The sequence below is a fragment of the Nocardia sp. CA-129566 genome (genome assembly GCF_050956075.1).
Lineage (GTDB): Bacteria > Actinomycetota > Actinomycetes > Mycobacteriales > Mycobacteriaceae > Nocardia.
This window is the reverse complement of the sequence record NZ_CP192085.1, coordinates 4,399,273-4,425,382: the sequence shown is the minus strand read 5'-3', so window position 1 is coordinate 4,425,382 and position 26,110 is coordinate 4,399,273. Positions and strand designations below refer to the sequence as shown.

Annotated in this window: 17 protein-coding genes; 4 read left to right on the top strand and 13 right to left on the bottom strand. The window is 65.3% G+C overall.

Annotated elements, in window-relative coordinates; all coding sequences use genetic code 11:
- Window positions 1–38: 38 nt before the first annotated feature.
- Window positions 39–464, top strand: coding sequence for a Scr1 family TA system antitoxin-like transcriptional regulator (locus tag ACQP0C_RS18880; RefSeq protein ID WP_433734590.1), 426 nt, complete (start codon window positions 39–41; stop codon window positions 462–464).
- The gene (locus ACQP0C_RS18875; protein ID WP_433734195.1) at window positions 398–3,562 is read left to right on the top strand and encodes a multicopper oxidase domain-containing protein; all 3,165 of its coding nucleotides are present in this window, start codon (window positions 398–400) and stop codon (window positions 3,560–3,562) included. The genes ACQP0C_RS18880 and ACQP0C_RS18875 overlap by 67 nt, the downstream gene beginning before the upstream one ends.
- Window positions 3,563–3,567: 5 nt before the next feature.
- Here ACQP0C_RS18875 and ACQP0C_RS18870 read toward each other — a convergent pair whose 3' ends face one another.
- The 5 genes from ACQP0C_RS18870 to ACQP0C_RS18850 form a co-directional block, all read right to left on the bottom strand.
- Complete coding sequence (locus ACQP0C_RS18870; protein ID WP_433734194.1) at window positions 3,568–4,539, bottom strand: antibiotic biosynthesis monooxygenase; 972 nt, start codon at window positions 4,537–4,539, stop codon at window positions 3,568–3,570.
- Between the two features lie 10 nt (window positions 4,540–4,549).
- Window positions 4,550–7,276, bottom strand: coding sequence for a molybdopterin-dependent oxidoreductase (locus ACQP0C_RS18865; RefSeq protein ID WP_433734193.1), 2,727 nt, complete (start codon window positions 7,274–7,276; stop codon window positions 4,550–4,552).
- Window positions 7,273–8,100: an FAD binding domain-containing protein gene (locus ACQP0C_RS18860; RefSeq protein ID WP_433734192.1), complete on the bottom strand. Its 828-nt coding sequence runs from the start codon at window positions 8,098–8,100 to the stop codon at window positions 7,273–7,275. The genes ACQP0C_RS18865 and ACQP0C_RS18860 overlap by 4 nt, the downstream gene beginning before the upstream one ends.
- A gap of 157 nt (window positions 8,101–8,257) precedes the next feature.
- Window positions 8,258–9,274, bottom strand: coding sequence for an alpha/beta hydrolase (locus ACQP0C_RS18855; protein WP_433734589.1), 1,017 nt, complete (start codon window positions 9,272–9,274; stop codon window positions 8,258–8,260).
- 409 nt (window positions 9,275–9,683) lie between these two features.
- The gene (locus ACQP0C_RS18850) at window positions 9,684–10,328 is read right to left on the bottom strand and encodes a dihydrofolate reductase family protein (protein ID WP_433734191.1); all 645 of its coding nucleotides are present in this window, start codon (window positions 10,326–10,328) and stop codon (window positions 9,684–9,686) included.
- 375 nt (window positions 10,329–10,703) lie between these two features.
- On the opposite strand from ACQP0C_RS18850, the gene ACQP0C_RS18845 reads away from it, so the two are divergent.
- Entirely contained in the window at window positions 10,704–12,182 is a 1,479-nt protein-coding gene (locus tag ACQP0C_RS18845) for a dynamin family protein (protein WP_433734190.1), read from the top strand.
- Here ACQP0C_RS18845 and ACQP0C_RS18840 read toward each other — a convergent pair.
- From ACQP0C_RS18840 to ACQP0C_RS18815, 6 genes are all read right to left on the bottom strand, one after another.
- A complete protein-coding gene (locus ACQP0C_RS18840; RefSeq protein ID WP_433734189.1) occupies window positions 12,177–13,703 on the bottom strand; it encodes an Hsp70 family protein in 1,527 nt (508 codons plus the stop codon). The two genes, ACQP0C_RS18845 and ACQP0C_RS18840, sit on opposite strands and share 6 nt — an antisense overlap.
- 133 nt (window positions 13,704–13,836) lie before the next feature.
- Window positions 13,837–15,702, bottom strand: a complete 1,866-nt coding sequence (locus tag ACQP0C_RS18835; RefSeq protein WP_433734188.1) for a dynamin family protein — start codon at window positions 15,700–15,702, stop codon at window positions 13,837–13,839.
- A 67-nt stretch (window positions 15,703–15,769) separates the two neighbouring features.
- Window positions 15,770–16,234, bottom strand: coding sequence for a hypothetical protein (locus ACQP0C_RS18830; protein ID WP_433734187.1), 465 nt, complete (start codon window positions 16,232–16,234; stop codon window positions 15,770–15,772).
- Window positions 16,235–16,735: 501 nt separating this feature from the next.
- Window positions 16,736–17,641, bottom strand: coding sequence for a DUF4344 domain-containing metallopeptidase (locus tag ACQP0C_RS18825; RefSeq protein ID WP_433734186.1), 906 nt, complete (start codon window positions 17,639–17,641; stop codon window positions 16,736–16,738).
- A gap of 599 nt (window positions 17,642–18,240) precedes the next feature.
- Window positions 18,241–19,146, bottom strand: coding sequence for a DUF4344 domain-containing metallopeptidase (locus ACQP0C_RS18820; RefSeq protein WP_433734185.1), 906 nt, complete (start codon window positions 19,144–19,146; stop codon window positions 18,241–18,243).
- A gap of 739 nt (window positions 19,147–19,885) precedes the next feature.
- Window positions 19,886–20,506: a glycosyltransferase gene (locus ACQP0C_RS18815; protein WP_433734184.1), complete on the bottom strand. Its 621-nt coding sequence runs from the start codon at window positions 20,504–20,506 to the stop codon at window positions 19,886–19,888.
- A gap of 46 nt (window positions 20,507–20,552) precedes the next feature.
- On the opposite strand from ACQP0C_RS18815, the gene ACQP0C_RS18810 reads away from it, so the two are divergent.
- The gene (locus ACQP0C_RS18810) at window positions 20,553–20,867 is read left to right on the top strand and encodes a CU044_2847 family protein (protein ID WP_433734183.1); all 315 of its coding nucleotides are present in this window, start codon (window positions 20,553–20,555) and stop codon (window positions 20,865–20,867) included.
- A gap of 3 nt (window positions 20,868–20,870) precedes the next feature.
- Here the strand turns inward: ACQP0C_RS18810 and ACQP0C_RS18805 are convergent, their stop codons facing one another.
- Both ACQP0C_RS18805 and ACQP0C_RS18800 read right to left on the bottom strand, forming a co-directional pair.
- Window positions 20,871–25,010: an NB-ARC domain-containing protein gene (locus ACQP0C_RS18805; RefSeq protein WP_433734182.1), complete on the bottom strand. Its 4,140-nt coding sequence runs from the start codon at window positions 25,008–25,010 to the stop codon at window positions 20,871–20,873.
- Entirely contained in the window at window positions 24,997–26,097 is a 1,101-nt protein-coding gene (locus tag ACQP0C_RS18800) for a hypothetical protein (RefSeq protein ID WP_433734181.1), read from the bottom strand. The genes ACQP0C_RS18805 and ACQP0C_RS18800 overlap by 14 nt, the downstream gene beginning before the upstream one ends.
- Window positions 26,098–26,110: the final 13 nt, after the last annotated feature.

Genomic DNA, 26,110 nt, shown 5'->3' with positions numbered 1-26,110 from the left:
GCGAGGCTCAGCTATTGTAACCGCAGGTAGGGGCCCCGATCGCACCAAAGGCCGTTGGTCAGCGGCGCCGTCCGTCCCAGGAGCGGGCGAAGGCAACCCGCGAGCACATCAGACCTACGCGCTATCCGCCAGAACATAGATACCGCATACCTCAATGGAGGAAGATTCTCGGCACCGGCACCAAAAGGCGGCAACAGGCTTCTATCAAATGGGAATCCGAGGCCAGGATTCTCCGATGGTTCGAACCTGTCCTTGTCCCTGGTCCACTCCAAACGGCTGACTACGCTACCGGCACCAGCGAGAGCACTTGTTTCACCCCACGGGCATTGTTCCTGAGTAGTCTTTGGATCGTCGATCGATGCTTTGGAGCCAGTCGCCGTCGTGGAGCGGGAATCCCATGGTCACCCAACGCAAGAATCCGGTTGTCGCGGTCGTGGCAGTCGCCGCGTCGATCACCCTGTTGATCGCGGCATGCACGTCCGATCGGGCCAAGCCATCGGGCGGTGGCAATGCTGGCCCCGATGCCGCCCCGGTCGCCTACCGGGAGCCGGTCGAGCTCGCGAGCAAGGACGGCGTGCTCGAGGTGCGACTGTCGGCGCATCAGGGCACCGTTGCCCTCGACACGGTCGCGAAACCGGTCTCGAACTTCCTGGTCTTCGGTTATGAACTCATCAGGGGAACCGCCTCGGACGGATCGAGCAAGGGCGACAACGGCTATCCGGCCCCGACGCTGCACGTCGATCCGGGCGAGCGTTTGATCGTGCACTTCGACAATGATCTGCGCGATCTGACGATCAGGGACTATTACAATCCCGCTTTCACCCCGGCCGGTGGGGATGTGCCGATCTACCCGCCCGCCCTCACCTCCTCGCCGCTGAACCTGCACACCCACGGGCTGCACGTGAGCCCCAACGGGAACGCCGACAACGTCCTGCTCGATATCCCGGCGGGCAAGGGGAATGTCTACGACTTCGCGGTGCCCAAGAGCATGCCGAACGGCCTGTACTGGTATCACAGCCATCGCCACACGGTCACGGCTCAGCAGACCTACAAGGGACTCGCGGGTCTACTGGAAATCGGTCGGCCCGACGGCAATCTGCCGCTGGTGACGCGCAACAACATTCCGATCCGCACCATGGCGTTGCAGTACAACTTCGTCTTCGACCGCAAGGGCGCCGGCCACCAGTTGAACGATCCGAACTGGCCGCAATATGTGAGCACGCTGCGGCCACCGCAGGGGTCACAGCTCGCCGAGGGCACGTACCGACCGAGTCTGGCCCCGGTGAACTTCGCGCAGACAACCATCGGCTCCCGGTATCTCACCAACTGGCACACCGGACCGCTATCGCCCGCCAACCATCGTGGGCAGAACCAGTTCGTGCCGAGCAACCTGCAGAGCTTCACCAGCGATCCGACAACACAGCCGCCCGTCGCGATCCCGGCCGACCCGAACCTGCCGGACAACCAGCGTGACGTGCAGTTCACGATCAATGGACAGTTCCAGCCCGCCCTGCGGCTGAAGCCGGGGCAGACCGAGATCTGGGTTCTGGCCAATATCAGCGACTTCGCCTACATGCCGGTCACGCTGACCGAAACGGCGACGGGCAGCCATCCGAAATTCGCGATCGTCGGCCAGGACGGCGTTCCCTTCCCCGAGGTCCACCTCCCGGTCGACGGCGACGGCACCCGGCTGGTCATCGCGCCCGCGTCGCGGTACGCGATCGCGGTGACGATGCCGACGACCGGCGATCTCGTCCTCGAGATGCCCCCCATGCCAGGGGCCCGCCCGATCACCAATCCCGGTGTGCTCTATACGAATAACGGCACAGACAACCCACCCGCCGTCCTGGGTACGGCCACCGTGGACCCCGCGGTCATCAGCTACGAGGACGGCTTCTTCACCTTCCCCACCCAAAAGCTGCTCCAGGTGCGGCCCGACAAGGGCGCCGGACAGACCACACCGTTCGTGCCCGGCCAGCAGCTCGACGCGTACACCTCGTTCACCGACACCTCGGTCGCCACGCCCGACGTGCGCCGAACGCTCACCGTCACCGGCGGATTCGGCAATGACAAGGCCAGCAGCAGCGATCCCAAAGCGTTCACCTACGAGTTCGACGACAACACCTTCCCGAATATCCCGCTGCTGCAGCCGCGACTCGAATCGGTCGAGGAGTGGCTGATCACGAATCTGAACAATGACGAGCACCCGATGCACATCCACGTGAACGATATGCAGGTGATGGCGATCGTCGATCCGGTGGCGAATTCCAGGACCGGCGTGCAGATGTGGGGTCAGGACAATCTCAATGTGCCCGCGCCCGTGACCGACGAGTACGAGAATCCGCTCGTGCCCGCCTCGGTCGCATTGCGCATGAGGTTCACCGAGTACACCGGCACCTTCGTGATCCACTGCCACCGCCTCAATCACGAAGACAACGGCCTGATGGCGCTCGTCAATGTGATCCCCGCGGTATCGACGTATGCGGTGGCCATCGCGGGCTCGCCGGGCACGCCCGCGACCGTGCGGGTCTACGACGGCAATGGCGACCGGCAGGTCGCGACGGTCACGCCGTTCCCGTCATTCGAGGGCACACCGACGGTTGCCATGGCCGATGTCAACGGCGACGGTGTGCTCGACCTCGTGGCCGGTACCGGTGCGGGAGTGGCCTCGGAAGTGGTGGCGTACAACGGTGCTGGCGTCACACCCTTCCGCGCCGAACTGGCTCGGTTCGCGCCGTTCGGGCCCGACTTCCGTGGCGGGGTCGATGTCGCGGGGGCCGGTATCGATGGCAATGCGTCGGCCGACAACATCATCGTCGGCTCGGGTCCCGGCATCGAATCCCAGGTGAAGATCTTCTCCTCGACCCTGCCCGGTGAGCGCGGCAAGGCACCCGAGCAGTATTCGAGCTTCATGCCCTATCCCGGATCGACGACCGGCGTCACCGTCGCGACCGGGATGGTCGACACCGCCTCGGGCCGGGCCAGCATTGTGACGGCCCCGGGGCCGGGCGACGCCCCGAAGGTGAAGACCTTCCGCTATGACCTGTACACACCGACCGCCGCCGCGAAAGGCACACCGGATGCCGGTCATTCCGGCGAACCGATGATGACCTCGGAGTTCCTCGCCTTCGACGAAAGCTACCGGGACGGTGTCTCACTCTCGACGGGATGGGTGGCCGGTGCCGAGGGCGGGGCGCAGAGCATTATCACCGGCATGCTCGGCGGCGAGGGCACGGTGCGCGTGTGGTCGAGCGGATCGCGGCTCGACGGGCAGCCGGTGATGTACACCGACAGCCCGAACCACCATGCGAGCCCGATAGCGTTCCGCGAGATCACCTCGTTCGCCCCGTTCGCCGATGGACCTGCTGGCGTCGGGGTGCGGGTGGGGACCACCAGCACGACCTCCGGTGCGGATCTACTCGTCAGTGGGCAGGCGGGCACTGGGACCGAGGTCCGAAAGTTCGGACTCGGCCGTGCCGAACCACAGGCCACAACCCTGACACCGACACTGGTGAGCACGATTCCCGCACCGACCGGACCCGCTCCGCTCGGCGGCCGATAGCAGGGTCAGGGCAGTGTCCAGAGCTGGGTCGTCACCACGTAGAAGATGACGACCCACGCCAGCATGAGGGCGGCGACGACGGCGATGCCCGCGCGGTTCGTCTTGGCGGCGGGAGCATCCGGAGGCGGCCACAGCCAGCGGCGCAGCAGCCGGTTCACGTAGTAGGGCATCGTCAAGAAACTCATCACGAAGCTGGACAGCAGATTGCCGATGAGCAACCCCAGCCAGAGCGGCATGTGCAACGGCGACAATGCGAGGGTGAGCAGCACTACCGTCGGATAGAGGCCGACCCACACCGCGACGGCGGTCTTGGTATCGGACGGAGCGGGAGTGTCGTGCCCGTTCTCGTCGAAGGCGAACCAGCTGCCGAAGGAGTTCTCGATGGTGCGCAATTCGAAGTCGCTGAACTTCTCGCCCTCCGCGAGCAACTCCCTGCGCCGCTTCGAGGTGAGCCAGGTGGCCAGATTCGCGGCGGTATCGAAGCGGTAGAGCGCGGTCCACTCGTCCTGCACACCCTCGATGGGACGGAAGAGTTCGGTGCCGCGGAAGCCTTCGAACTTCGCCTCCTCCTGGCTCAGATGTGCTTGCCACGCAAGGAAATCCGCGACGCTGTCGGGAGTGACGCGATGGGTCACGACGACCGTCACGAGGGGATCGACGGGCCGCGCACCGCCGCTGATGACCTGCTGGGTGGCGGGACCGTCGAAGTATTGCCGGCCCCGGTCCAGGAATTGCTGACGGGTGGCGCTGTTTATCCAGTCCTGTAGATGACCGACCGAGTCGAAACGGTAGACCACGATCCACTCCCGCTGCACCGCGGTGGGAGCGGCGATCTCCGCGCCGAGGAATCCGATATGGCGCGAGGCCGCCGCGTTCAGCTCCTCCTGCCAGATCTTGAACGCTATCTCGAAACCCGGGCGCACGCGCTGGCCGATAATGACCGTCGCCGCACTATCGATACCTTTCCCGGCGTCCATCGCGCTCTCCTCACGGATCGGCTCGCGTCGGAACCGGCGCGTGCGCGATGAGCCGCCGGTAAATGCGCTCGGGAGTCAGCGGCAGCGCGCGGTATCGGATCCCCGTCGCATTCTCCAGCGCATTGGCCAGCGCGGGTGCCACCGGGTTGACGCAGCATTCCGCTATCCCTTTCGAGTGCATCGCCCCGACGGAATCGGCGGAGTCGACCGTCAGTACTTCGGTACGGGGAATATCGGCGTAGGTCGGGATGCGGTAGTTGCGCAGATTCGGGTTGACCATGACACCGTTCGCGTCGACGTGGAAGTTCTCGGTCAGCGCGAAGCCGATGCCCTGTGCCACGCCACCCTCGATCTGGCCGCGCACCTGGGCCGGGTTGATGAGGACTCCGGCATCGGTGGCGTGCACGCTGTAGAGGATTCGGATCTCACCCGTCACCCGGTGGACCGCGATCCGAAATCCATGAGAGTTGAAGACGACGCTGCGCGGCGATCCGAATGCCTTGCGCGCCTCCGTCAATCGAATACCGCGCCCGTGTGCGATATCGATCAGCTCCGATAGCGATACGTGGCGGTCACCGCAGATGACCCCGGTGTCGCCCAACGCGCACGAAGCGATATCGACACCCATCTGTGCGGCCGCCAGAAACAGGATGCGATCGCGCAGGGCGTCGGCGGCGCGCAGCACCGCGTTCCCGGCGACGAAGAGTCCGGCGCTGGCGAATGCGCCGGTATCGAAACCCGTTCGGTCGGTATCGGATTGCACCAGACGCACCCGTTCCGGTGTGGTGCCGAGCCGATCGGCCGCGATCTGCACATGTGCGGTCGGGGTGCCCTCGCCGAATTCGACAGTGCCGACCGCGAGTTCGTAGCTGCCGTCGTCGCCGAGGGTCAGCCAGGCCTCGGAGAGGTGGTCGGTCGGTGGCGCGGTCTCGTGCAGTGAACTGGCGGTGCCGATGCCGATGAGCCATCCGTCGCCCGGTGGCGATTCGGCGGTATTGCGCCGCAGCGCGTCATCGACGAGATCGATACAGCGCGCGAGGCCCTCCTCACCGAACATGACATCGTCCGGGCCGTCGTCGAATGCCACGAGTGCGTCACCGGGGCGCACGATATTGCGTCGCCGCAGCTCGAGCGGATCCATATCGAGTGCGACCGCCAGCTCGTGCATGGCGGATTCCATCGCGAACGCGGGCTGGGTCATGCCGTAGCCGCGCAGCGCGCCGCTGGGCACGGTGTTCGTGTAGACCGAATACGCGTCGAACTTCTTATTGGGGCAGCGGTAGATCGCGACGGCGGCTCCACCGGCGAACAGTGTTTCGCCGCCGTGGTTTCCGTATGCGCCGGTATTCGAAACATTGCGGACCTGGATCGCGGTGAGCGTGCCGTCGGCCCGTGCGCCGAGCTTGACCGTCATCGACATCGGATGCCGCGGCGAGGCCGTTGTGAACTCCTCTTCGCGGGTGAACTCGAAACACACCGGGCGACCGGTGTCCAGTGCGGCGAGTGCGGCCAGATCCTCGGTGATGACCTCCTGTTTGCCGCCGAACGCGCCGCCGACCCGCCGACAGAACACGCGCAGCTGATCGGGACGCAGATCGAACAGATAGCCGAGCTTGCCCTTGGCGATCGACGGGGATTGGGAGCTGGTGCGAACGTGCAGGCGGCCGTCTTCGAGCCAGGCTATCGATCCGTGTGTCTCGAGATGCGCGTGCTGTACGCGCGGTGAGGAATACGTGCCTTCGTGGATCACATCGGCCTCGGCGAATCCCGCCTCGACAGCACCGACATGTCCATGGATCTCGAGCAGAATATTGTGCTCGGGATCCCGCAGGAAGGGGTCGTGCGAGCCGTGCAGCTGGGGCGCGCCATCGGCCATCGCCGCTTCCGGATCGAAAACCGCTGGCAGCACGTCGTATTCGACGATCACCGCGCGACAACCCGCCTCGGCCGCCCCGACGGTATCGGCAACCACCGCGACCACCCGCTGACCGACGAAGCGCACCACGTTGTCGAGGATGTAGGTGTCGCTGGGATCGACCAGGTGATCGGTGTGGATCGCGGTCGTGAACCGCTTGCGCGGCACGTCCTCCCACGTGTACACGCGATGCACACCCGCAACCGCGAGTGCCGCGGTGGTGTCGATCGAGACGATGCGGGCATGGGCATGCGGCGAGCGCAGCACCTTCAGATGCAGCATGCCCTCGATCGCGGTATCCATGGTGAATTCGGCGCGACCGGTCACCACCTCGGTGCCCGCCGCAGCGCCGACGCTGGTGCCGATGACTCGGCCCGGCTGTGCGACCTCGATCCCGACGACACCGTGCACCGCATCGTCGATCGCCCGGTAGCCGGTACAGCGGCAGAGGTTGCCCTTCAGCGCACGCGACAGATCTTGTTTCTGGGCGTCGGTCAGTGCCACGCTGGTCATGATCATGCCCGCGGTGCAGAAGCCGCACTGGAAGCCAGGAGCATCGCGGAACTGCCGCTGCATCGGATGCAAGTTCGTTGGCGAACCGAGACCCTCGATCGTCGTGACCACACGGCCTTCGGCGCGGAACGCGGGCGTGATGCAACTGTGCACGGGCTGCCCGTCCAGCCACACCGTGCAGGCACCGCAATCGCCCGCGTCGCACCCCTTCTTCACACCGTGCATGCCGAGCGAGCGCAGGAATGTGCGCAGACATTGACCGGGATTCGGCTCGTCCTCGAAGGTGTCTCCGTTCACGGTGTACGTCACGCGGGACCGCCTTCGCTTAGCTCGACGCGGATCTCCTCGGCGAAGTGCCTCGCCAGGTGGTGGCGATGGTCGGGGGTGCCGTTCGGATCGCTGAACCACACGTCATCGGGTAGGGCGTCGATACGCTGGCGCAGCACCTCGGCGTCGGGCATCCCGTCGAATGCCAAGCGCACCGGACGGGTGGTGCCCGCGGTGATGGTGAGCAACAGGTCCGCGGTTCCCGGCGACCGGGTGGCGATCATGAACAGCGTCGAGCGGCCCAGCCGTGTCAGGGAGAAGCGCCGGTACGCGGGGCGTTTGCGCAGCGCAGTGACCGGGATATCGACGCGCCGCAGGATCTCACCGGGCGCGAGAACGTTGTGGTGGTCGCCGATGACGAAGTCGGCGGCATCGATCGTGCGTTCGGAACCATCGCCAGCCCACAGGGTGTACGTGGCTTCGAGCGCCACCGTCAGTGTGATCATCGGGCCCGCGGGCAGCGACATGCAGATATTGCCGCCCACCGTCGCCGCGTTCCATACCTTGAACGAGGACAGGAACGCCTCGCAGCAGGTGGTGAACAGCGCGCTCGCGGACCAGTCACTCGGCGGCGCAAAGCCATTCAGCTCGGCGATGGTGCATGTCGCGCCGATCTCGAGGCCGTCGGCACTCGGCACCAGGCTGTCCCAGCCGAGTGCGGTGAGATCGACCAGACGCCGCAGTTGCGGCTGCTCGGTCGAGAACAACCACGTTCCCCCGGCCAGCCATGCGTCACCGTCGCGCCAAGCGGCGCCCGGTCGGTCGGAGGGTCGCCGAACGATATCGGTGATCGTATTGAGATCCATAGCGCCGCTCCTTCGGAGAAGGTGCCGTGCTGCCGATCGCCCGCCGAGTTCGTCGCGCCACGAACCCGCCCGGTCGGGGGACATCGCCGTTCACGTACTCGGTTGACGTCAACGTACCCGACTCGACCACGAGCATGGCGCTGATCAGCCCATATGCCTACAATCCCAATCCTTGTGCCAGCACCGGCCAGGATGCTCTCAGCTCATCACCCCAGTAGCCCCAGGAGTGGGTGCCGTACGGGCGCAGCTCAACGGTCGCGGGGATATCCAGATCCGCCAACCGGGTGGCCATATTGCGGGTGCACTGCTCCACCGCGGCCTCGATGATGCCGCCGACCAGGATCTGGTTCGCCAGCGCAGCGCCGCCGCCGACCAGATGCCGATCACCGGCCTTGTCGTAGGGGCCGGGCAGTCCGTTCCCGCTCGACAGATACAGACTTATGCCACGCAAACCCGCCGCATTCAGGTACGGATCGTTGGCGCCCCACATCGGATCCTCGGGTGGGCCGTACATGTTGGCGGCATCACCGCCGCCGTAGGCCACGGTGAGACGGACATAGGCTTGGCCGACCGCATCGGCGATCTGCGCGCATCCGCTGTAGGCCGCCACCGCCCGATACAGGCCGGGTTTCGCGATCGGCAATTGCAATACCGAGGTACCCGACATCGACACTCCCGCAATCGCATTGATCCCGTTGGTGCCGAGAGCGGCATCGATGAGCGGGGGCAATTCCTCGGTCAGATAGGTCTTCCATTTCACGACGCCCAGCCGAGGATCCGGCGCGCGCCAATCCGCATAGTAGGACGCGGCGCCACCGACGGGCTGCACCACATTGACGTTCTTATCGTTCAACAAGTCGGTTGCGCTGGTCAGTCCATCCCACGACGCCTGCCCCTTCCCACCGCTACCGCCGTTGAGCAAATACAGGACCGGACGCGGCGCGGAGGTATCGGCCGGGCGCTGTACCTCCACGGTGAATTCGCTGTTCATCGCCGCCGAGAAGACGGTGAGAACGAGATGCCGATCATCGATGACGCGGGTATTCACGATCCGTGAACCGCCGGGCGAGGTATGTGCTCCATCGGGCACACTGACGCCCGGCTCCGCCGCTCCCGATGGTGTGAACGGTGTCGATGACAGCGTCGTAGCGAATACGCCCGCCGCTATCACCATTGCCGCACTGCGCAAAAACGAGCGGTATCGCAACTCTGAGCCCTGCTTTTCCTGTGCCACCGCCGATATCGCACAGCGGCGGCCACTTTCCGACAACTGAATCCGTCGCGCGGCACGGCGATAACTCGTCGGCTGCGCGGCCGCGAGTCTCACACCCCCTGACCACTCCTTGACGAACAGGAGGTTGCGGGATGTTGTCTACGAAAGGGCAGCTTCACCCCGCAGCGCGATTACTGCTCGAAGCGGCCGCCGAATCCGCGCAGGGAAGGTCGGCGCTGGTGAGCATGCAGAAGCATTGACCGCACGGCCACGAACGCGGCGCTCGTAGCGTCGCCTCGTCAACAGGCCGACGATCGGTCGGATTGCCGCGTCGAACCGACCGATGCGCGGCCCACCATAGAGTTAGCTGTCACTTTCGCCAGAAGAAGTGATGCACCACCCCGCTGGGGCTCGGGATCTGCTCCAGATGGAAACGGTCGACGAGTTCGTCGGGACTCGTCCAGAGTCGTTCGCCGCGACCGAGTTCGGCCGACGAGACGGCGATGTGCATCGTATCGATCAGGTCGGCCGCGAGGAACTCCCGCACCGTCGCGACCCCGCCGCCGATCCGCACGTCCTTACCCTCGGCGGCTTCCAATGCCTGCGCCAGTGCGTCCTTGGGAGACGCGTCGAGGAAATGGAACGTGGTGTCGCCCAGCGTGAACGAGGGCCGCACGTGATGGGTGAGGACGAACACCGGTGTGCGGAACGGAGGTTCGTCCCCCCACCATCCCTGCCAGTCGTAGTTCTCCCATGGCCCGCGCTGCGGACCGAACTTGTTGCGCCCCATGATCTCCGCACCGATGTTGTTGTGGAAGTCCCGAGTGCAGTAGTCGTCGAGGCCGTAGGTTCCCCCGGGGTCGGTCCGGGTCGGCCAGTGCGCGGTGGCGCCCGCCCACGAGAAAAGCGCACTCGGATCGGCGTGGCCGAACGGGCGCTCGAAGCTCTGCCCCTTCCCGGAACCGTACCCATCGCTGGACACATTGAAGTTCTGAACGCGGACCAACTGTGTCATCGGAAACCCTTCTGGTTGCAATCTGCAATCAGTTGCGAATCTACCTAGACTGATCCCACGACGCAACCAGTTGCTCATGACAAGTTGTCGGTGGCCCGGGCAAATGTTCGGCGGCAACACCCACGTTCGCGAACTGCTCGTCGGGTCCATCGAGGGGCCCGCGGAACTTCCGGGCCGATCGGCGATTCGTCACCCCCGTCACCTCGCCGATCGCAACCAAGCGGGCACGATCGATCAGCTCGCTACCGCCTGGCAACTCGCCAAAGGCGGCATAGGCCTGCGCCGCGGATTCCGCGGCGCAATGATATTCGGTATGGACACAAACCTGCTGGGTGACGCTTCGACGCAGCCGGAAGAGTTGATCCGGACGCCGATATGAGCGCGCCGGTTGCCAAGGTGGACAGAATCATCGAGGGAGCGCACCGCGTCTACTTCGGCAACCGCGCGGTAACCGATCGCCTCGAAGCGGGTGCGCAACGATTGCGCGAACCGCTGCGGATAGCGTTGGCCGGGGCCGTCAAAGCGGGAAAGTCGACCCTGCTCAACGCACTCGTCGGCCAAGACATCGCGCCGACCGACGCCACCGAATGCACCCGCGTCGTCACGTGGTACCGGCACGGTGCCACGCCCGCGGTGACCGCCTGGCTCGCGGACGGTCGGTCGGCGAACGTGCCGGTCCAGCGCGCCGACGGCGGCCTGACATTCGACCTGGGCAGCCTTTCGGCGGACCAGGTCGAGCAAATAGATGTGGACTGGCCCGTAGGTCGCCTGGCGCGCACCACGATCATCGACACACCCGGGACCACCTCACTGTCGACCGAGGTGTCCGCGCGCACGCTGCGGCTGCTGACTCCGGACACCGGGTCCGCCGGAGCCGATGGGGTGGTCTATCTGTTCCGTTCCCTCGACGATTCCGACCTCGCACTGATTCGTCAGATCGGTGAGCACGTCGGCGGCAGCGCCGGTCCGCTCGGCATTGTCGGCGTGGTGTCGCGGGCCGATGAACTCGGTGCGGGCCGCCCGGACGCCATGCATTCGGCCCGCGCGGCAGCCAAAGACTTCACGCGTGAACTGGAGCTGACGGGGCTCTGTCAGGCGGCCATACCGGTCGCGGGTCTGCTCGCCTTCGCCGCGAAGACCCTCCGACAGAGCGAGTTCGTGGCCCTGCGCCAGCTCGCGCAGGTCGCACCGGCAGATCTGGAATTGGCCATGCTCTCGGCGGATCGATTCCAGCGAGCCGATCACCTGCCGATCGATACCTCGACACGACAGCATCTCGTCAGACGTTTGGGGCTGTTCGGAATTCGCATGACACTGACTCGCTTGCGGGCCGGTACCACCGATTCGCCGGCACTGGCCGACGAACTGATCGCACGCAGCGGCATCGGGGAACTCGAGCGCGTGATCGATATTCAATTCGGCCAGCGTGCAGACGAACTGAAGGCGCACACCGCTCTGCTCATGCTGAAGCAGGTGCTCGACACCAACCCGGCGCCGTCGACCGCACCGCTTATCCGCGAAGTCGCGACGTTACTCGCGAATATGCACGGCTTCCACGAACTCCGTCTCCTCGGCCGACTCCGCTGCACCGAGACGGCACTGTCCGACGACGAACTCAGCGACCTCCAGCGGGTAATCGGCGGTCAGGGGACGGGCCCCGCCGAACGCCTGGGAATCGAACCGTTCGCCATCGCGGGCGTCGGCCAAGACGTCGCCTTGGCGGAGATCAGCCGATGGCGATCCCGTGCCGAACATCCGCTCGCGGATCAGTTCACGGCCAGTGCTTGTCTGGTGGCGGCACGCAGCGCCGAAGGCGTCCTCAGCGAGTTGCGGCACAACTCCGGTCAGTTATGAAACACGCCTGGTGGGGTATGGGAGAGGAGTGGAGGGTGGGGTTCGCGGAACCGAAACCTGCTCGCTGACTGCGGGCTTCTGCTCCGGTTTCGGGTCGGGTTGGGTCAAGGTGTTCGGCATGACGATCGCAACTACTCCAACAATTGCCGCGGCAATAGCCACTATCACCGCCGCGGCGAGCAGTGCTCGCTTGCGGCGACTGCGGACCTTTTCGCCACCTCCGCTGCCCTGTGCAGACACCGATTTCGGGGGAACAGCGGCCAATGGTGGGTCGCTCGGGACCGTGTCGATGTACGGATCCGACTCCGGTGCCTCCGGTGCAGTAATCGGGTTCGGGGGAACAGCGGCCAACGGTGGGTCGCTCGGGACCGTGTCGATGTACGGATCCGACTCCGGTGCCTCCGGTGCAGTAATCGAGTCCGGTTCCGGCACGGACTGCGGCGGCGAGTCGGCGACACTCACCGAGGAAGACGCAATCAGAGCGGCGCCTTGCGCCGAAGTGAGGGCGGAATCGGCTTCTCCGATAACCGGCACATGGAACTCCGCGGACAACATCTCGGCGACCAGCGGGGTCGCTGCCGCACCGCCGGCGAGCACCACTGCTCGCACATCCTCAGCATCGATATCGTTGGCGTGCAAAGCTTCTCGGATAAATGCGGCCGAATCGACGACGGGCTCCCTGATCAACTCCTCCAGTTCGGAACGGACGATGCGCACCTCGTGACGGACACGTCCCAATTCCACCTCGACCACCGCGACGGTCTCCGCGGACAGCGTCTCCTTGGCCTGTCGGCAGCGCAGACGCAATTCGCTCAGCGGCGCAACCAATGCGGGATCCCCGAGATCGATATCCCCGAGTTCCCCATCCAGACCACTGAGCACATGCCGGAAGATCGCGTAGTCGATATGCGAACCACCGAATTCCGCGCTTCGAATGGTCGTGCCGATCTGCTCGGTGCGGCGGGCCAGCGAGATGCTGAGGCCGTTGCCGCCGAGGTCGTACACCACAACGATGCCGTCCGGTGGCAGGCCACGTGTCGCGTCGACTCGGGCGAGAATCGATCCGACCTCGTCCACGAGGTCCACACCTGTCATATCCATCCGATCGAGCGCCTCGCGCAGCGCCTGCAAGTCGTGCGACTTCCAGTGGCTCGGATAGGTCGCCGCGATCGCGGGTGCCCCGGTAAACGCACCGGCCGAATACCGTGTCAGGTAGTGGACCGCGCCGGCGACCAGATCTTCCGGCCGATGAGCGGATCCGTCGGCGGCGATGAGGTCGATCGGGTCGCCGACGCGGTCGACGAACCCGGTGATCGCAAGTCCCGACTGCACCGGACGGGCGCCGCTGCCGAGGCGAGCGAGTGTCGGCGCCGTACCCGGCGTCATGATCAACGTCGCTTGGTGCTGGATCGTCTCGAGACGCGGGGCGCACCGCCCAGAAGCCCCGGCCCTTGCCTGCTCCGCCACGGCAGCGGCGGCGAAACCGGTTGTGCCGATCTTGATGCCAAGACTTCCGGACATGTATTACCTCTCAGTTGGTTGCTCTTACCTGCGCATATCAATCTTGTCCACGGCCGGATCGCCAGCCAGCTCCCCAAGTGCTGAAGCGGCACTCCGAAGGGGTGGGGTTCATGCACCCAAGGTGCAGCGACAGCTACTTTCGTCCCGCAGTCGCCAGTTGACCGGCGCCGTTCGCCTGCCCGGCCTGCAACCTGGTGACGATGTCGCGAACCCTGGCCAGCACGGCCAACTTCTTCTCGACCTCGGCGGCACGCTTTTCCCGCTCGGCGACCTCCAGATCGGCGGCCTCCTGCGCCGCCTTCATCGAACCCTGCAGCGACGCCAATGCTTGATCGGCAGATTCCCTGAAGTGATCGCGCAGCTCGCGCTGCACATTCCGGAGGCGGTCGCGGGAGAGTTTGTGCACCTGGAAGGAGACGTCGTCGAGGTACTTTCGCAGCGTGATCTGGGCTTCGTTGCGGCGGCGTGCGAGTCGCCCGGCCCGGTCCTGCTGATAGGCCTTCACACCGAGCACGACACCGGCTCCGATCGTGATCGGATTCATCAGCGCCGCGCCGAGCATGGTCGCGCCCATGCCGATCATCATCGCGCCGCTGTAACCACCGCGCAGCGCGGTCAAGCCCTTGTCCGCAAGCGAATTCTTCGCATCTCTCAGCTCGCCGACCTGCAGTTCGGGACCGATGAGGTCGCCCTCACAAATGGCATTCAGTGCCGGAAGATCAATGCTCACGCAGTCATCGGCGAACGACGCCGCAACCCGTTCGGCCAGTGCCTGAGCGGACCGGAACGCCTCGACGAAATTGTCGCCGACCGCGGCGCTCACCTGTTCCTGCACCCACCCCGTCAGCACCGGCCATTTCTTGTCCGGATCGCCGTCGGCCAATTCGGATTCGATGTACTTGCCGATGCCGCGCAGCCGTTCCCGAAGGTCGTGTTCGATTCCGGAATTGAGGTCCGTCACACCGTCGTTCAGCACATGCTGCCAGGACTTCGCCGACTTGACCCGCGCGTCCGATATTTCCTTCTTGGCTTTCAACTCGCCGCGCATGCGCTGGTGGAAGGCCGGGTCGCGCAACGCATTCAGTTCCGCCTCGAACGGCACCGTCAGGTGCTGCGCTACCGACTCGAGATCGCGCGCCATGCGGACGCGCCGCTTGGTTCCGATATCGGCGAGGACCTCGCAGCTCAGGAACCGAAACAGCTCGGGATAGCCGGATTCGGCGTTGAGTTCCTTGTCACCGAGGCGCAGCGCGTGGTTGCGCAGCGTTGACGACATCGGAATGATCCGGCAGTCCACCCCCACGTTCGCGAGATGGGACCGGTCGGCGTCCGCGATCCGGCGCCATTCGGGGTAGAGGTCGACTTTGGTCAATGCGATGACGGCCGTGGGGCACAGACCGATCACCTGCCGCACGAATCGGAATTCGGGTTCGGTGAACTCCTGGCTGGCATCGCCGACAATGACGACCGCGTCGGCCTGCGCCACCTCGTTCAGTACGCGCGCGGCATGCCGCTGGCCGGGGCCGCCGACACCGGGAGTATCGACCAGGGCCAGACCGGTGGCCAGAGCCGCGACATCGACGCCGATCTCCGCGCGCGCCACTTGGCGGCCTTGTGCGCGCGGCGAATTCACCAGATCCGACTGCAATTCGTCGAGTGGCAATGGAACTGTTTCGAAATCCGCCGACTTTTCGATGACCAACCTCGCGGCAGGTTCGGCCGCGTGCCGGACCACCGTGACCACCGAGGTGGCCCGGCGATCACCGACCGCACAGACCTCCTTGCCCAGGAGGGCGTTGATCAGCTGGCTCTTACCCTGCTGGCGCAACCCGACAAAGGCGACCCGGACCGAATTGTCGGCGGACCGGCGCCGCACGGCATCGAGAGTGCCGAATAGGTCCTGCCGGTCCGCCGACTGCGCGAGCCGAGTCAGCGGATCGAGCAAGGCCGTAATGACGCCGACCGTGCTGCGGCCGTTCTCGGCTGCTGGCTTGTTCACCTGCTGCTGTCCTCCGATCGGCAGGCCCCGGGGGACCCGCCTGTCGGTTAGTTGATCTGTCCTGTGCTCAGAAGACGTCGAAGGCATCGGCGATGGCATCGCCGAAATCGGCCGCCGCGTCTCCGATGGCCACGCCCGCATCATCGAATTCGCTGCCGAGGCTCCCGTCCCACTGGGTCTCGCCACCGCTCGACGCGTCGTTCCAGTTGACGTCATAGCTGTTGTCGAGTCCGCCGAAGACGTCATCAGTCATGCCGCATGTCGACTGATCCACCTGCTCGCCCGGCGTCAAGTCCACCTGCTCGCCCGGCGTCAAATCCACCTGCTCCCCCGGCGTCAAATCCACCTGCTCCCCCGGCGTCAAATCCACCTGCTCCCCCGGCGTCAAATCCACCTGCTCCCCCGGCGTCAAATCCACCTGCCCGCCCGGCGTCAAATCCACCTGCCCGCCCGGCGTCAAATCCACCAGCGCCTGTGGCGTCTGATCGACCGGCATCGTGTCAAAAGCGAAAATATCGTCCAGCTGGTTCATTCTTTGCCTTCCATGGATGTCTGTCGCTGAATGGGGAAGGAATCCGCGTCGGGGATTCCAATGGCTCGTGCTCCATGGTCTGGGCTTATGGCGGCCGAAAATAGGCACCCGAGGGGGAGGAAAGCTCACACCCCCGGTGTCCGGTATCCGCCCCCTTCGGGTAGTGACGCAGGAGCGTTTCCGGAGCAGATTCGGTGCGAAATTCGGGTGGATACGAGCAGATCTACCGCGGTCACCGAGCTGTTCGACCACTCGAGGCACGACCAGGAATCGTCCGGTTTCGGCGAATTACCGACGCGCGATTACCACGAAGTCGGCGCTCTCTCAACGGCCGGAGGCGCCGCTGAGCTGACAGCGGGTGGCGCCACTGGCGACCTCATCGAAGACTGCGCCGATACCCCGCCCGCCTGTCGTTGGGCGGACGGTATCGCGAGGTCGGTGTTGTCGGTGAATCAGAATCTGCGCTGGAATGCCGTCGAGCACCTGCTGCGATGATTCGTGCTACCGCGTCGGGGTGGTCGTGGTCGAATGCGTCGCATGCGCGCTGGTGCTGGTGCTGCCGCTGGCGGGAATGCCGAGTTCGACCTTGATATAGGGCTTCAGAAGGGTCTCCCACGAGGCGCGCATTTTGGTGTATTCGTCGGGACACCCGACGGCACGCTGATAAGGCAGGCGCCCCTTCTGCTCACGCTGACCCGGTTGTGTCACAAGCACCTCGAGCTTGTCGGGAACGGCGCCATAATCCCAACACAGCAGGTTGTAGGCGCGCACCTGCGTGAGCGAGTGCTCATCGGCGAAGGTGCGCGCACTGAGGGCTGACGGGTTATCGGAGAGGTCGAACCAGAAGTCCGCCGCCGCGGCCACGCCAGCAAAGTCGCCGTGGCCGGGCTCGGTCAGCTGCAGCAGGGCGCCGAGCTGGTCTGCCGAATCCTCCTCGCGACCTGTTGAGGGCAGCGAATAAATATTGATCGCCATGTGTGCGGACTCATGGAAGGTGATCATGCGCGTTATACCGTCGAAGTACAGGTTGTAGTAGTCGGGACGTCCCTCGGACTGCGCCTTCGCATAACTGTCGGCGACACCGAACATCTCGTAGCAGAGGATGATCGACTGCTTCGTCGGGTCCCAGAAGGCGTTGAAATCACCGCATTCCGTCCCGACGACAGGAATATCCTTGGGCAGCTTGTACACCGACCCCAGCGCCTCGGCGAGTTCCTCGATGACCTTGTTGTCCTGAGTGACCTGTTTGCCGGTCTTGGCCAGGTCGGACATCATCGCACGGTCGTACTTGACCACGAACTTCCCGGTGTCCGCCACCTGGCTCGTCGTCACGGCGCTTGTCGCCCCCGACGCCGCCGGTTTCTCATCCTTATTCGACGAACATGCCGCGGTCGCCGCCGCCAACATGGCAACCGCCCCAGCCCATCGACACCACCTGGGAACCATGGCAATCCGCCTCTCCACACCGCAGGGCCCCACCACTCGAAGATTGCTAGATAGTAGCAATCGAGTGCGCATAGCATGGCGGGTTTCCCTATCGTCACGGCAGCGTCTCAACCGCCGTGTCGACCGCGATGACCGGCGATCGGTAGCGCTGACCGAACAAATGGCTATGAGCAGCTGCAATCGCCCACAAAGGCCCGAGAAGCACCGATTTGAACGAGAATAACGACGTCGCGATTCCGCAGCTGGTTGTTGACACGCCCGCCTCAGCGCGTGGACACAATGTTGCCGTCATGTAGCTATGAGGCCACGCGCTCGACCGAACCGGATATCGTCGCTGACCGCGATCAGCCCCCGGGCGCAGCCTGCCAGCGCAGTGAGGTGGCCGTTGCTGCTGGCGACAGTCGCTGTGCTGCAACCGTTTTCGTCGACGAATTGTTGTCACCGTCGGCCGGCCGGAGTCGTGTTCGACCAGAATATGCATGGCAAGAGGAACCTCGGCGCTGGTGTTGTCGGTGAACCGGCAGGACCTGCGCTGGAGCGGACCGCTTTCGACAGTTCAGCTACCGCGTCGGGGTGGTCGTGGCGGAAGGGGTCGCACGGGCGGAGGTGGTGGCGGTGGCGGTGGTGGGAAGGCCCAGCTCGATCTTGATATAGGGCTTCAGAAGGGTCTCCCACGAGGCCCGCATCCTGTTGTATTCGTCGGGACACCCGACGGCACGCTGAGATGGCAGGAGCCCCTTCTCCTCCGGCTGGCCCGGTTGTTGCACCAGCATCCCGAGCTTGTCGGGTACGGCGCCGTATAGCCAGCACAACAGGTTGTAGGCGCGTACCTGGGACAGCGAGTGCTGATCGGCATAGGAACGCGCATCCAGGCTTGCCGGATCATCGGAGACAGCGAACCAGAAGTCCGAAGCCGCGCCCAAACCACCGAGGCCGCCAACGCCGGGGGCGGTCAACAGGATCAGGGCGCCGAGTTGGTCCGCAGCATCCTCCTCGCGTCCCGTCGTGGGCAGCGAATACAGGTTGATCGCCATGTGTGCGGACTCATGGAGGGTGATCATGCGCGTTATGCCGTCGAAGTACACGTTGAATAACGTGAGATCGTCCTCCGCCTGCGCCTTGGCAAATTTCTCGGCGATTCCGAACATCTCGTAACAGAGGACAATCGACTGCTTCTGCGGGTCCCAGTAAGCGTTGAATTCACCACATTCTTTGCCGACGACCGTAACGTCCTTGGGCAGCTTGTACACATTCCCCAGGGCCTCGGCGAGATCATCGATGACCTTATTGTCCTGGGCGATCTTCTTGCCGTCCTTGGCCAGGTCGGAAGCCATCGCACGGTCGTACCTGACCACGAACTTCCCGGTGTCCGCCACCTGGCTCGTCGTCACGGCGCTTGTCGCCCCCGACGCCGCCGGTTTCTCATCCTTATTCGACGAACATGCCGCGGTCGCCGCCGCCAACATGGCAACCGCCCCAGCCCATCGACACCACCTGGGAACCATGGCAATCCGCCTCTCCACACCGCAGGGCCCCACCACTGGAAGATTGCTAGATGGTAGCAACTAGGTGCTTCCGAGAGGGCGGATTCTCCTATCGCAGAGGCGGCGTCTCGACCACTGTTTTCGACAGCGCTGACCGATGATCGCTGGACATGACCGAAGAAATTGGCCCTGAGCAGCCATACATCAGCATCCAGTAGCCCTGGAAGCACCGACCTGGACGAGAATGGCGACGTCGTATCCCGCAGTCGGCCATCCCCTGGTCTGGTTCAGCGGAACAGACGGAATGTTGCTGTCATTTAACCGCCGAGCCGGTCGCCGACCTTCGTCGTTGTCGCACGTATCGATGGGCGCGAACCGCCCGCCACGCGTGGCCGGAGGCCAGCCACCCACTCGGACAGTCCGTCTCGGCATGCCCAGCGAGCAAAGTGGCCGATCGGTGATTGCGACAGTCGGTGTGCCGCAACCGCTTCCGTCAACAGATTGTGAAGGTGAGCCTTCATCGTCAATTCTCGGTCGGCGTTCCATCCTCACCACGGTTGCTTCCCGGTGGTTCGCCCTCATCGCGAACGGGCGCTGATTTCATGATTGATCGCACGGCCGGGGAACACCGCGACCAGCCTTCTGTCACCAAATGACTCTTGTCGCTCAGCCCCCTCGGCTCGCACTGATTCACAGCGGACCAACGGCTTTCGCAACACGCTCATCGGTGGCGCAGTAGGTCGAGGAGCTTGCGGTGGGCGTGGGCGATCCCGGACGGGGTGTAATGAGCGACCACGACACCCTCGTCGGCGGCGCGACCGTCGATGTGAGCACGCAGATAGTTGTATTCGTCGGACAGGAAATGGGTCGGGGTGCCCAGAGTGTGGACCGCGTAGTTCAGGGCCGACTGATCCTCGATCGGAAGCGGCCGCGCGTTATCGCGCCACAGCTTTCTCGCGAGATCGAATACCGGGCGATGGGCGCGGCGATTCACGATGAACATGCCGGAGTTGAAGTACGTAGACCGCGGGATATCGGCGTCGTAGTCGGGGTACAGCTCGATGAACTGGTCACGGACACAGATGAACTCGGCACGGTCCGCTAGTGCGGCGGGCCGCCACTCGCGCAGCACGACCGCGTCGGCGTCCAGGTAGCAGATGTGATCGGCGGCCACGAGATCGAACAGCGACAGTTTGGCGTATCCGGGGAATGCCTCGGGCGGGAAGTTCCGCGGCGGATGTTCGATGACAACGAATTCCAGCCCCGTCATGCGCTGTGCCCGAGCGGCGCTCAGCCGCGCGGTGTCGCGATAGGCGCCGAGTCCCAGCATTACTCCGATCATTGGTCAAAGATAGTGCGCTGCAAGAGAATACCGGTACCGTTGCAGAATGAGCGAACTCTTGCGTTTCCGTACCGGCGACGGTGGCGTGATCGTGGTCGAGGGTGATCCGTCCGATGCCGGTGTGCAGCGGGTCGGACGCGGTGGTGTGGTGGAGGTGAATCGTCGCTTCGAGGATGCACTTGCTGACGTTCAGCGGGCCGCGGCGGCCGCGTTGGCGGTGTTCCGCGACGGCAGCCTGAAACCGGACGGGGTCGATCTGGAGTTCGGTATCAAGCTCAACGCCGAGGCCGGCGCGGTGATTGCCAAGACGTCGGTCGAGGGCCATCTGACGGTAAAGCTGTCGTGGAAGCCGGGAGCATGAGGCTCACTGTTCGCACAACGTGAGTATGTGTACGGCGCCCGCCGCCTCACCACATGCCACACCGCCGTCAGGTAAGGGCGCGATCGCGGTGATGCGGCCGTCGCCGCTGAAACAGGCCACCTCGGCTCGGGATTCGAGGTCGTAGACGGCCAGCAGGTCGCCGGCCCCAACGGCGATGCGCTGCCCCCCGTGCAGCGCCGCGATGGCGCGCACGGGTGCATCGAGTTCGGCGAGCACGCCGATCAGCGCTCCGTCGGTAAGTCGCCACAACCGGATCGCACCGTCGCCGCCACCGGTCACGACCCGGTCCCCGACGATCAGGATGCCGGTCAGCAGCGAATCGTGCGCCTGCTGCTCCCAAACCAGTTCCGGGGATCCGAGTCGCCAGGACGACAGCACCCCAGAGACGCAGCCGGACAGGATCTGGTCGGCTGCTGTCGCCAGGCTGATGATCGGGCCGCCGCGCCCTCGATAGGTCTGGATCTGATGGCGGGTCGTTACGTCCCACACGCTGACTTGTCCCCTGATGCCGCCGACCACGACGTGGCGGTTACCGGCGTCGACCACCAGCATTCGTGGTGGCTCCGCCAGCTCGGCGTCGATCGCTCCCGCGTCGAGGTCCCCGATCGAATCGGCGGGCCCGAAGAATCGCAACCCGGTGGTCGACGCCACCACCAGGCATCCGTCCACGGCGACGGCTCCCCGCACCGCGTTCCGGGCGACCGCGCGGCGCACCACCTGCGCAGGGTCGGATTCGCCCGTCGCATCCCACCGCATCTCCGCGCCGATGTCAGCCTGATTCGACATACTGCCCAAGGCCTCGCCGGGAAGTATCATTCCGGCACCCAGCTGGTCCAATACCATCCACCCGAGATTCGCCACCTCGACGACGGCGACCGCGGGGGCCGTCATCGCGACAGTTGTCGATCGCCGTCCGGTCGCCATATCCCAGACCGAGACCGATCCGTCATCCGCAGCGGCCACAACCGTGTGGTCAGCTACCGCGGTAATCGCCCCGACCCACGCGGCGTGCATCGGAGCGCCACGCTGAGTCGGCGAAACGGTCAGATCCCACACCCGCAAGATGGATTCGTTCGCGGCGGATACCACGCGGGTTCCGTCGGAGCTGAACGCGGCGACTGCTATCCACCCCGTATGACCACGCAGCGTCCGCGCCGATTCATCCCCGATCCGGCGATCACGCAACCGAAGGATGCCGTCGTCGGCGCCCGACAGCACGTGATACCCATCCGGAGCCACCACCACCATCTCGACCCATCCGCTGTGCACACCGATTTCGACTGCGGGAGAAACCGTTTCGAGATCCAGCAACAGCACCTCCCCCGATGCACAGCCGACCACCGCATGCCCGCCGTCGGGTGTCGCCGCGATGGACCACACCTGCCCACGGGCGGGATCCCGGTCGATCCATACGACCGATCCGTCCCGGTGATCCCAGCAGTACACCGTGCCATCGTCGCCCGCGCACAGCGCGTGCCGATCGGTCAACGCCATCGCGCGCGACTGCACACCGCGCTGGCCGGTGTCGAAACACCATGTGTGCGTGCCGGTTTCGAGATCCCAGATCCGAAGCGTGCCGTCCTCGGACTTCGACGCGATCGTCCGTCCGCCACGCGCCCCGAGCACCGTGTACGCGATACCTGTATGCCCGCGCAGCACCCGGACCTCGCGGCCGAGCGCCCAATCCCACACGCGCACAGTCATATCGACCGATGCCGACACCAGCAAAGTGCTGCTCGGAACGAGCGCGATCGACCACACCGCGGCCTGGTGCCCGCGCAGCACATGCCGAGTGCTGCCGTCGGCGAGGTCCCACACGCGAATGGTGCCGTCGGCTGATCCGGACATCGCATAGCGGCCCTCGGCCGATACCGCGAGCTTCCATACACCACCCGAATGCCCTTGCAGCACATACCTTTCACGGCCGTCGTCCGCCAGATCCCAGACGCGCACCGCGCCATCCCAGCCACCGGACAGCGCATACCGATCATCGGGTGTGAGCACGACATCACGAATCGGACTGGTATGCCCGACCAGCGTGAACAGTAGTGGCCCGCCCGGGGCCGTCAAACTCGCGGCTCGCGGTCGGAGCCAGGGTTCGCCGCGCCAGCCGGATGCTGCGGCAACCAGTTCCTGCACTCGAGGCCACTGCGACTCGCCGAGACGCCCGACCATCTGGGCGGGCAGCTGCCCCCTACCGCGAGCCAGCGCATGGCTGCTCAGCCGCAACGCGTCGCCGACGACCGCGACCGGGTCCGACTGCGGCAGTACCCGATAGGCGGCGATCAGCTCCGTCGCGTCGGTGGCCCAGAGCATCGTCTGCAACCACGCCAGATGCGACAGCAGCGCGCGCAGCTCTTCGCCCGCGCCCGCTGCGGCAAGGTGATGCGGCAGGTTGCGATGGAAGTAGCCGTCATCCGGACCATGCTGCCAACCGCCCGGCGCCTGCTCCCGATATGCCTCGACCAATCGCCGATGCAGCTGCGTCAGATCTGAAACCTGGTGGCGCACATAGTCCAATTGCAGATCGTGCATCCCGAAACGGCCGTCACTATCGAGATGGATCAGCGATCGGTCGGCGAGGCGGTCGAGCAGCTCCGCCACGTCGAGCTCATCGAGTCCTGCGTGCTGCCAAAGCGCCTGTGCCGCACCGACGGTCGGATTCCTCCGGTCGAATACCGCGAGTTCGAGATAGCGGGCGCGATCGGCGGGATCAAGCGCGTCGACGCTGACGCTGATTGCACGCAACAGATCTGGGTATGGATAGTTGCTGAACGGTTGGGCGATCATGGCGAGATCGGCCTGGCGCAATCGGCGCAGCACTCTTGGCCAGCGCTCCGGGCGGCCCGCGATCATGGCGCCCGCCATCGCCAGCGCCAGCGCCAGATAGCCACATTCGGCCGCGATCTCCAACGCCTCCTGCGGAAGTGCCTCCACCGCGAGCCGCGCCCACCGGGCCAATAACACCAGCGACTCCCGGATGCTCAGCCCGGTCACCTCGAAACAGGTCGCGCCCACTGCTCGCACGATGGCGGTATCCCGGGTCGTGACCAGTAGCCGTCCGGGCGCCTCGACAACATCGAGATCGCCGAGATCCTGTGCCGCCCAGACATTGTCGACGACCAGCAGACAACGCCGCCCTGCCAGCAACTGCGTGAGCAGCGCCTTGCCCTGCTGAACGTCGGCGAAGACCACACCCTGCTGCCCGAAGGCGGCCGCCACCTGCGCTTGTCTGATCGGCGTCACCGGATTCGGGCCCAACTCCACCCAGACTATGCCGTCCGGAAAAGCGGCCCGTACCCGCTCGTCACGGCAAACAGCCGCTGCGAGAACGGATTTTCCGACGCCGCCCATGCCTACCGCAGCGACCCGCGCGCCGTCCTCGGCCGGCTCCAGTAGCGCGGCGCGGAGCTCCGATGCCACGGACCGTATGACGAACTGAGTGGGTAAGGCCGGCACATTCGACAGCAGTCCCATCGCCGATCGGGCCGCCCCGAACTCCACGCCGAACTGCGCCACCACGGCAGCGATGAGCGCCGTGGGCAGCATGAAGCCGATCTTGCGGGCCGCCGCACGGTCGCGAGCAACCACCATGCCGACCACGCCATCGGCCAGGTCGTCACACACCGCGCCACCGCTGAAGCCGCCTTCGATCGCCGAACCGGGCACCTTGACATCCTCGAGCTGATACCAGCCACCACCCACTCGATCCCGGATCACACCGGTCGCCCACAGCCCCTCGTCATGGCCCTCCGGGAATCCGTAGACGCGAAAAGAATGCCCCCACAACGTCGTCGAATCCGAATCCAGCAGGCGGATCGGGGCGGCGGGCGGGGCGCTCGCAAGCAGCAATACCGCGATGTCACCCGTGTGTACATCATCGACCGGCGACCAGGCCGCCACCGTTGCCTCGATCGGTGCACCGCCGGGCACCTGCGTGAACTCCACCAGCACCTGTTCGGTCGGCACCACATCGGCCGCAGCGTCTGCTCCGGTGGCATCGCCGATGACGTGGGCGCAGGTCAGTATGTGCCGCTCGGTAATGAGGAATCCGGCGCCGTAGGTCCCACCATCGGTGGACCGAATCGCGACCAATGCGCGCCGCCACTCAGGCGTAGGCATTCCACTGCTCCCCGTTCACCTCGCACCGTCCGGTGCGCAATTCGCCCGCCGCCGTGCGGACGAACAGGTCCAGCCGATCCGGTCGACTCGAACACGCCGCGGGGCGGCCGACCGAGCCGATTCCATCGTCGAGCACGCGGTGGCGTGCCGAGGAACCGCCCGTATCGGTGGTGAGCCAGCCGACCGTCCCCGCGGATACCCCGAAGAACACATCGACGCGGCGGGGCCGGGCCGAGACCGCCACGGGATCCGAGGCCACCGAGGGCACGGTCAGTACGCGGTTACCGCGACCGGTCGGCCAGGCGGGCCCGGGTTCGAACTGGACAAGGCGATCCTCTTGCCGCGCAAAGGCAACCAGGCGGTTCTCGACCGCACCGATGCCCCGGCACCACACCAGGGTCGGATCACCGGTACAGCGCAGCGATTCCCCAGTCGAGGGCACGACATCGGGACCGACATCGAAGGTGGCGCGGCCGGGCAGCATCGGTGTCGAGGTCCACTCGTGTGTGCGCTCCTCGGGGACGTGGTACTGCCGCCGCAACACCCCGTCGACGCTGCCGCGCGCGACAATTTCCAGCCCATACAGGCTCGTTACCACCACGGCGGGCTGCCCGACCACGGGACGGGCCAAGCTCTCCGGTCCCATCAGGCCGATCGGCTGCTGATACCAATAGTGTTCGAGCACGCCGTCCGCGCCCGTGCTGAAGACGTCGAATCGGCCGCGGCTCCAACTGACGAAGCTCGCATCCGATACCGCCCCCTCGGACCGAGCCAGCCGCGGCGACCCCCAGACGCCGTCGAATTCGCAATGCCACAACCGCGTCTCGACATCACGGACGAACACATCCAACCGATCGGCGCCCCAGGACCCGATGGTCGGGCGGCCAACGGGACGGGCGGGCAGTTCCAGCCGCTCGACGATCCTTGCCGTACCGGCGGCTACGACGAGATGACAGAGCCGGTTTCGGTCATCGATCGCGACAACATCCACGCACTCAGGTGTGCGTGCGGTAGCCACCGGGTCGGTCACGATGCCGTCGGCGAGCACACGGAACCTCGGTACCCGCAGCACGGCACATTCGTCCACAACTCCTCATGAT

Bases quoted from the DNA above. Each gene is read 5' to 3' on its own strand.
- ACQP0C_RS18870 (WP_433734194.1), bottom strand. From the start codon at position 4,539: ATGGACGCCGGGAAAGGTATCGATAGTGCGGCGACGGTCATTATCGGC.
- ACQP0C_RS18810 (WP_433734183.1), top strand. From the start codon at position 20,553: ATGAGCGAACTCTTGCGTTTCCGTACCGGCGACGGTGGCGTGATCGTG.
- ACQP0C_RS18820 (WP_433734185.1), bottom strand. From the start codon at position 19,146: ATGTTGGCGGCGGCGACCGCGGCATGTTCGTCGAATAAGGATGAGAAA.
- ACQP0C_RS18875 (WP_433734195.1), top strand. From the start codon at position 398: ATGGTCACCCAACGCAAGAATCCGGTTGTCGCGGTCGTGGCAGTCGCC.
- ACQP0C_RS18860 (WP_433734192.1), bottom strand. From the start codon at position 8,100: ATGGATCTCAATACGATCACCGATATCGTTCGGCGACCCTCCGACCGA.
- ACQP0C_RS18830 (WP_433734187.1), bottom strand. From the start codon at position 16,234: ATGAACCAGCTGGACGATATTTTCGCTTTTGACACGATGCCGGTCGAT.
- ACQP0C_RS18840 (WP_433734189.1), bottom strand. From the start codon at position 13,703: ATGTCCGGAAGTCTTGGCATCAAGATCGGCACAACCGGTTTCGCCGCC.
- ACQP0C_RS18845 (WP_433734190.1), top strand. From the start codon at position 10,704: ATGAGCGCGCCGGTTGCCAAGGTGGACAGAATCATCGAGGGAGCGCAC.
- ACQP0C_RS18855 (WP_433734589.1), bottom strand. From the start codon at position 9,274: ATGGTGATAGCGGCGGGCGTATTCGCTACGACGCTGTCATCGACACCG.
- ACQP0C_RS18850 (WP_433734191.1), bottom strand. From the start codon at position 10,328: ATGACACAGTTGGTCCGCGTTCAGAACTTCAATGTGTCCAGCGATGGG.
- ACQP0C_RS18825 (WP_433734186.1), bottom strand. From the start codon at position 17,641: ATGTTGGCGGCGGCGACCGCGGCATGTTCGTCGAATAAGGATGAGAAA.
- ACQP0C_RS18805 (WP_433734182.1), bottom strand. From the start codon at position 25,010: ATGCCTACGCCTGAGTGGCGGCGCGCATTGGTCGCGATTCGGTCCACC.
- ACQP0C_RS18815 (WP_433734184.1), bottom strand. From the start codon at position 20,506: ATGATCGGAGTAATGCTGGGACTCGGCGCCTATCGCGACACCGCGCGG.